Annotated in this window: 5 protein-coding genes and 1 pseudogene; all 6 read left to right on the top strand. The window is 24.3% G+C overall.

The window, feature by feature from the left end; genetic code table 11:
- Window positions 1-503: pseudogene (locus J7G74_RS09010) on the top strand (aminopeptidase); the annotation flags it as partial.
- Between the two features lie 355 nt (window positions 504-858).
- Entirely contained in the window at window positions 859-1587 is a 729-nt protein-coding gene (locus tag J7G74_RS09005; protein WP_297134338.1) for a hypothetical protein, read from the top strand.
- A gap of 137 nt (window positions 1588-1724) precedes the next feature.
- On the top strand, window positions 1725-2528 hold the full coding sequence (locus tag J7G74_RS09000) for a metallophosphoesterase (RefSeq protein ID WP_297134336.1): 804 nt from the start codon (window positions 1725-1727) through the stop codon (window positions 2526-2528).
- 76 nt (window positions 2529-2604) lie between these two features.
- Window positions 2605-3066 carry a GNAT family N-acetyltransferase gene (locus J7G74_RS08995; protein ID WP_297134334.1) on the top strand — a complete coding sequence of 154 codons (462 nt, stop codon included), beginning with the start codon at window positions 2605-2607 and terminating at the stop codon, window positions 3064-3066.
- 4 nt (window positions 3067-3070) lie between these two features.
- Window positions 3071-4429 carry an MATE family efflux transporter gene (locus J7G74_RS08990; protein WP_297134331.1) on the top strand — a complete coding sequence of 453 codons (1359 nt, stop codon included), beginning with the start codon at window positions 3071-3073 and terminating at the stop codon, window positions 4427-4429.
- A gap of 253 nt (window positions 4430-4682) precedes the next feature.
- Window positions 4683-5621: a MerR family transcriptional regulator gene (locus J7G74_RS08985; RefSeq protein ID WP_297134328.1), complete on the top strand. Its 939-nt coding sequence runs from the start codon at window positions 4683-4685 to the stop codon at window positions 5619-5621.
- The last annotated feature ends 555 nt before the right edge of the window (window positions 5622-6176 follow it).

Genomic DNA, 6176 nt, shown 5'->3' with positions numbered 1-6176 from the left:
GTAATACAGGAATGCACTCTAAGTTCTTTACAAATACTGTTGCAGAGCTTATAAATTTACAAGGAACTTACTCTGAGTTAAAATTAAAAAGAAGTTTATATAATTCTAAAGTATTATCTGGAGATGTCAATGCTGCATATGATCCAAACTTTAGTGGAGCATATGAAAAAAATAATTCAGCCTTTGCTGGAAATGGAGTTATCTTAATGAAATATTCTGGTGCAAGAGGAAAAAGCTCAACAAGTGATGCCAATGCAGAGTTTGTTTCAGAAATGAGAAGAATTTTTAATCAATCAGATATTGTATGGCAAACTGGAGAGCTTGGAAAGGTTGATCAAGGAGGAGGAGGTACTGTAGCATATATTTTAGCTGAATACGGTGCTGAGGTTATAGACTGTGGTGTAGCAGTTTTAAGTATGCATGCTCCTTTTGAAGTTGTTTCTAAAGCAGATATATTTGAGATGTACAGAGGTTATAAAGCCTTTTATAATGTTAACTTATAAAATAATGAAATCCTTCTATATTTTAGAAGGATTTTTTTGCATATAAAAATATATTTTAGTGATATAATCAAAAAAGTTTTTATTTTAGGCAATTATCATTTTAGTAGATTTATAATCAGAAACCATAAAACCTATATGTATATATAAAGTTGTTGATTTTGGTTTTATAATTTGTTACATTTATAATAAGATAATTAGTTAATTTATACCGTTGTATTACAAAAATATTACAAAATGAGATTTATTATCAAATTTAACTCATTATAGGTTATAATTTAAAAATAAATTACTAATGTATTTTATTTCTTAATAGATTAAATATTTAAATTATGCTTGGTATAAGGAGGACAAAATTGTGAAAGTTCAAAAATCATTAATTGGGCTAATAATTTCATGCATATTTTTTACTGGATGCTCTAACTATAAAGTAAACAATGAAGAAATTTCTATGCCTGACGAAGCTACTAAACAGAAAACAATGACCAAGGTTCAAAATGATATAGATGAAATAAAAGATAAAGATTATGAATATGTAATAAGTAATTTAGGAGAACCTAATGTAATAACTTATGGCATAGACAAAGATGATATATATGAAATTGAAGAGGTTGAAGATGTAAGAGCTTTAGGAGAGGTGAGCTTAGCATATTACAAAAATGTGTCAGAGGATGAATCTACTAAAAGTGCATTAAATATTTATTTAAAAAATGATGTTGTACAAAAGGCACAGAGTGTTGATTATATAAGTGAAGACTTAATTGAAGATATGGACAAATCTAAAATAATTGTTAGTTATTATAAAGATAATGATATAATAAGCATGGACAATTTAGAAGGTAAAGACTTACATAATTTTGAAGGTATGAAATCTAAAGAATTGTCTAAAATAATAGGTGATATTCAATACGAATATAATGTATATTTATTTGATGAAGAGAAAAAATCAGTTAAAATTTATGAGTTAAATGAAGATGGTAAACTTTTAGCTGTATTTGAAGAGGATGATGTTATTAAGACAGTTAAAACCATTGAAGAAAATAAAAATGTAGTAAATATAGTCAAAGATATAATGCTAGAGGATTAGTATAAAAGAGTTATAGATTAAAAATCTATAACTCTTTTAATTGTATGAAATTTATATTTTGTTTAAATAATGAATAATATCTAAGTAAAATTTAAATTATTAAAACTATATTTTAAGATAGGTGATTTATAATAAATATGAGTAAAATAGAAATAACTAATTATGTTATAAAAAATAAAAAAATACCAAAGGATTTTCACAACTATAATATTGTACAAATAAGTGATTTGCATAATGAAAGTTTTGGTAAGGGAAATATTAAACTATTGGATAAAATTAATAAAATAAACCCACAAGTTATTTTTATAACAGGAGATTTAATTGATGGAGATAGTAAATATTTTTCTAACAGCCTAGAGCTTTTAAAAAAACTAACAGAAGAATATAAAGTTTACTATATAACAGGAAACCATGAGCAAAAAGTTTTACTTGGCAGATATAAAGATTTATATCTAAAATATTTTAATGAACTAAAAAAATTAAATGCTGTTCACTTAGATAATGATTGTGTTAGATTAAAAAGTAAGGATAGTTATATTAATTTATATGGGTTGACAATACCATTCAAGTGCTATAATTATTTATTTAATAAAGATAAAAATACTGATTTAGAAGAAAATTTTATAGAAGAAAATCTTGGGAAAGCAAATAAAGATGAGTATAATATACTTTTATCTCATACACCTTTTTATTTTGAAGATTATGAAAAGTGGGGAGCAGACCTAACTTTAGCAGGTCATGTTCATGGTGGAATAATAAGATTACCTTTTATAGGAGGGTTATTGTCACCTAATAGAACTTTCTTCCCTAAATATGATTTAGGAAAGTTTGAGATAAATAATTCTGTAATGATAGTAAGTAAAGGTCTTGGTGGATCAAAGGTTTTAGTCAGGATAAATTGTAGACCAGAAGTAGTAAATATTATTTTGAAAAGTGAATAATCATATTAAAATGTAAAATGATATTGGCTTGATGTATAGGACTAAGTTAATTGTTTTATTTAGGAGGAGATAAAACATGAATTTAACAATAAAGAATATTGACAGAAATAATTATGATGAAATAGTTTCACTAAAAGTAGGTAGTAATCAGGTAAACTATATTGAAACAGTAGAGGAGAGTATAGAAGAAGCAAAGAAAAACTCAAATTGGAAACCAGTAGGAATTTATGATAATGAAAAAGTTGTTGGATTTGCTATGTATGGTGTATGTTTAGATGAGGAAAAGGACGGTAGAGTTTGGTTAGATAGATTTTTAATTTCCTATGAAAATCAAGGTAAGGGATATGGTAAGGCAGGAGTTAAGCTTTTAATAGATAGACTAGGTAAAGAGTACAGATATGATAAGATATATTTAAGTGTATATGAAGATAATAAAGACGCAATTGCTTTATACAAAAAAATAGGATTTGAGTTTAATGGAGAATTAGATACAAAGGGAGAAAAAGTAATGGTATTAAACTTATTAGATATGAAGTAGAAAAATGAGTAAGGAAAATATATTTAAAGAAAAATCTATACAGCAGTTAATTTTTTTATTTTCATTTCCTACAATATGCTCTTTAGTTCTAGAGTCATTATCTTCTATGATAGATACTGCATTTGCGGGTCATTTAGGAACTATAAGTTCTACAGCATTATCAGCTATGGGGATAATAAGCCCTATACTGATACTATTAATTGCAGCTCAACTAATATTTGGAGTATCTACAAGTATAGTTATTTCAAAAAGATTAGGTGAAAATGATAAAGGAAAAATTAATGATACCTTTAAGGTAGGTTTTTACGCAAGTTTTATATCTAGCTCTATAATTTCTTTATTAATATTTTTATTTCAAAATACTTTATTAGATATGCTTGGAGCAAATGGTCAAGTTATAATTTTAGCTAAAGAATATTTAAATATAGCAGTTATATTTAACGTATTTAGCTCAGTTGGATATATGTTACTTAATAATATTCGAGTACTTGGATATCAAAATATGGAGATTGTAGTTGGAGTTTTATCAACTGTTATAAATATTATATTTAATATAATATTTACTTTTATATTCCATATGGGGATAAAAGGTATTGCACTAGCAACATTAGTCAGTGAAGTTTTTTATTTTGGATTTTCTATGATATTTTTAATTAAAAAAGGATTATGGATAAAGAGAAGTAAATTAGATTTTTATGAGGCAAAAGAAATATTAATTTCTTTAGTTAAAATAGGATTTGTTCAATTTTTAATGCAATCCTTAAATAGCATAAGTGCACTTGTTATTAATAAAGTTTTAATAAAATATGGAAGCATATCATATATAGGAGCTTGGTCTATTTGCAACAACATTAATATGGTAATATTATTACCATTAATAGGACTAACTCAAGGTGTACAGTCTGTTGTGGCATATTTCCATGGAAGTAAAGAGAAAGAGAGAGAAAGTGCTATAAAAAATAAGGTTGTACAGTATAGTTTGATTTATTCAATAAGTATAACTCTATTTGTATTTTTATTTTCTGATAAAATATTAAAAATATTTACAAATGATATGAGTTTAGTAAATTTGGCTATTCCTATAATTAAAATAGTAGTAATGGGATTTCCGTTTATAGGACTTATGTATGCAGTAATTACATTTATGCAGGTATCTGGAAAAGAAGATGAGGCTAGTAAATTAGAGCTGATGAGACAAATTATTTTATCGATACCTCTAGTTATTATATTTCCTAAAATATTTTCAAGATATAATATTATGAATATTTCTCCACAGTTAGCTGTATTTTTGGCAGTACCAATATCAACTTTTATATTATTACTTATATATTGGAAACAAATTAAAAGTATATTAAAGGATTAATTATAAATAGATTTAATAAATAAAAAATGCTATGTTTTTAAAATAGCATTTTTTATTTACAATGAAATTATGTTACGCTAATATGTATGAATGATATATGAAGGATATAAATATCAACCAATATATAGAGCCAAAATTATATTTTGAGTGAAATCGTTGTCTAAATCTATAATATGACTAGTTATGAAATAATAAATTTCAATTTGACTGATACCCAAGGGACTAGATTAATATATAAATTAGAGGTGACGATATGTTAATAAATGAAGTTTGTAGTTTAACAGGGTTAACTAAGAAAGCCATTTCTTATTATGAGCAACATGGGTTAATAAAACCTACTAAAAAAGATAATGGATATAGGGTATATTCAATAGATGATATAACCTTATTAAACGAGATATCTTTATATAGAAAACTAGATATTCCAATTAAAGATATCAAAATAATACTAAAAGGCAAAAATAAAAAGAATTTGATAAGTGAAATTATAGAAGAAAAGGCGAAAAAAGAAATACAACTAAAGGTTCAAAAAATATATTTAAAGAAAATTATAAATAATAATTTTGATGAAAAAACTATACAAGACTTAAATGAAGAGATTGCTGAGATTGAAAAAAATAGTGGTGAGTTCATTAGAAAAGAATTACCTAGAGTTTTCCCTAGTGGAATTGGGAAATATTTATCATATCACTTTGCTCCATATTTAAATGAACCTTTAGATACAACAGAAAAGTACAAAGCATGGATGGAAATAGTTGAGTTTTTAGATAATGTAGATGAGATAAAAATACCTAAAATTATTGAAATGACATATGAAAATATAAGTGATGAAATGCAAAAACAAATTGCACAGAATACAAGAAATGAAATCAATAATATGTTAAATGCTAAGGGAGATGAATTAGAAAAATATAAGAAAAAAATATTAGAAAATGTAGAAAAACAAAATGATAAATCTTTATTAAAAGTAATGAATCCATTTTTTAAGTTTAAAAAACAACTTAATGAATTTTTCAACAGTAGTGGATACTATAATATTTTTATACCAAATATGAAAGTAATCAGTTCTGAATATAAAGAATATCATGATAGGCTCATGGAGCTAAATGATTTACTGTCTAGAGAATTGGGAATTAAGTACGATGAAAATATGAGGATTATAATAGTTAAAGATGAAAATGATATGTTTTAAAATTTAGAAAGATAAGGTAATATATTTAGTAATAAATTAAGTATTATATGATTAAAAGCTATGTCTCAGGCATAGTCTTTTTTATTTTAAGGAAATATAATTAAGGGTGTGTTTTTATATACTAATGAATTATAAATTAGATAAATGATTTATAATTACAACATTATTACTTGAACAATATATGTTGTAGCTGATGATATAGTAGAAGGTAATGTTTTATTAAGAAATTTACAACTTATATACTTTATGTTTAAAATTTATTTAAAAATAAGGTGTATATTAACTATATAAGGTAAATAAAAAGAAGAAAAAATATTAAATTATAATCTTTGAAACTTTTTAATAGATTTATAAGTCTAATTATTAGAAGGATATTTTTTTATATTAGTAAGAATTTAAATATTAGTATGAAGGATTTTACATATAAATTACGTATTGGTTATATGAGAGGTGAAAATGAAAAATAATAACTTATTTAAAAAAATTATTTATATTTTGTTGATTATATTTTTTATATATGTAGCTATAACATTTATATTAAACGATTTTAAGGCG

Origin of the sequence: Terrisporobacter sp. (assembly GCF_017888745.1) — a bacterium.
GTDB lineage: Bacteria > Bacillota > Clostridia > Peptostreptococcales > Peptostreptococcaceae > Terrisporobacter.
Note: the sequence above shows the minus strand (reverse complement) of the source record. Positions and strands in the feature narration are given on the sequence as shown.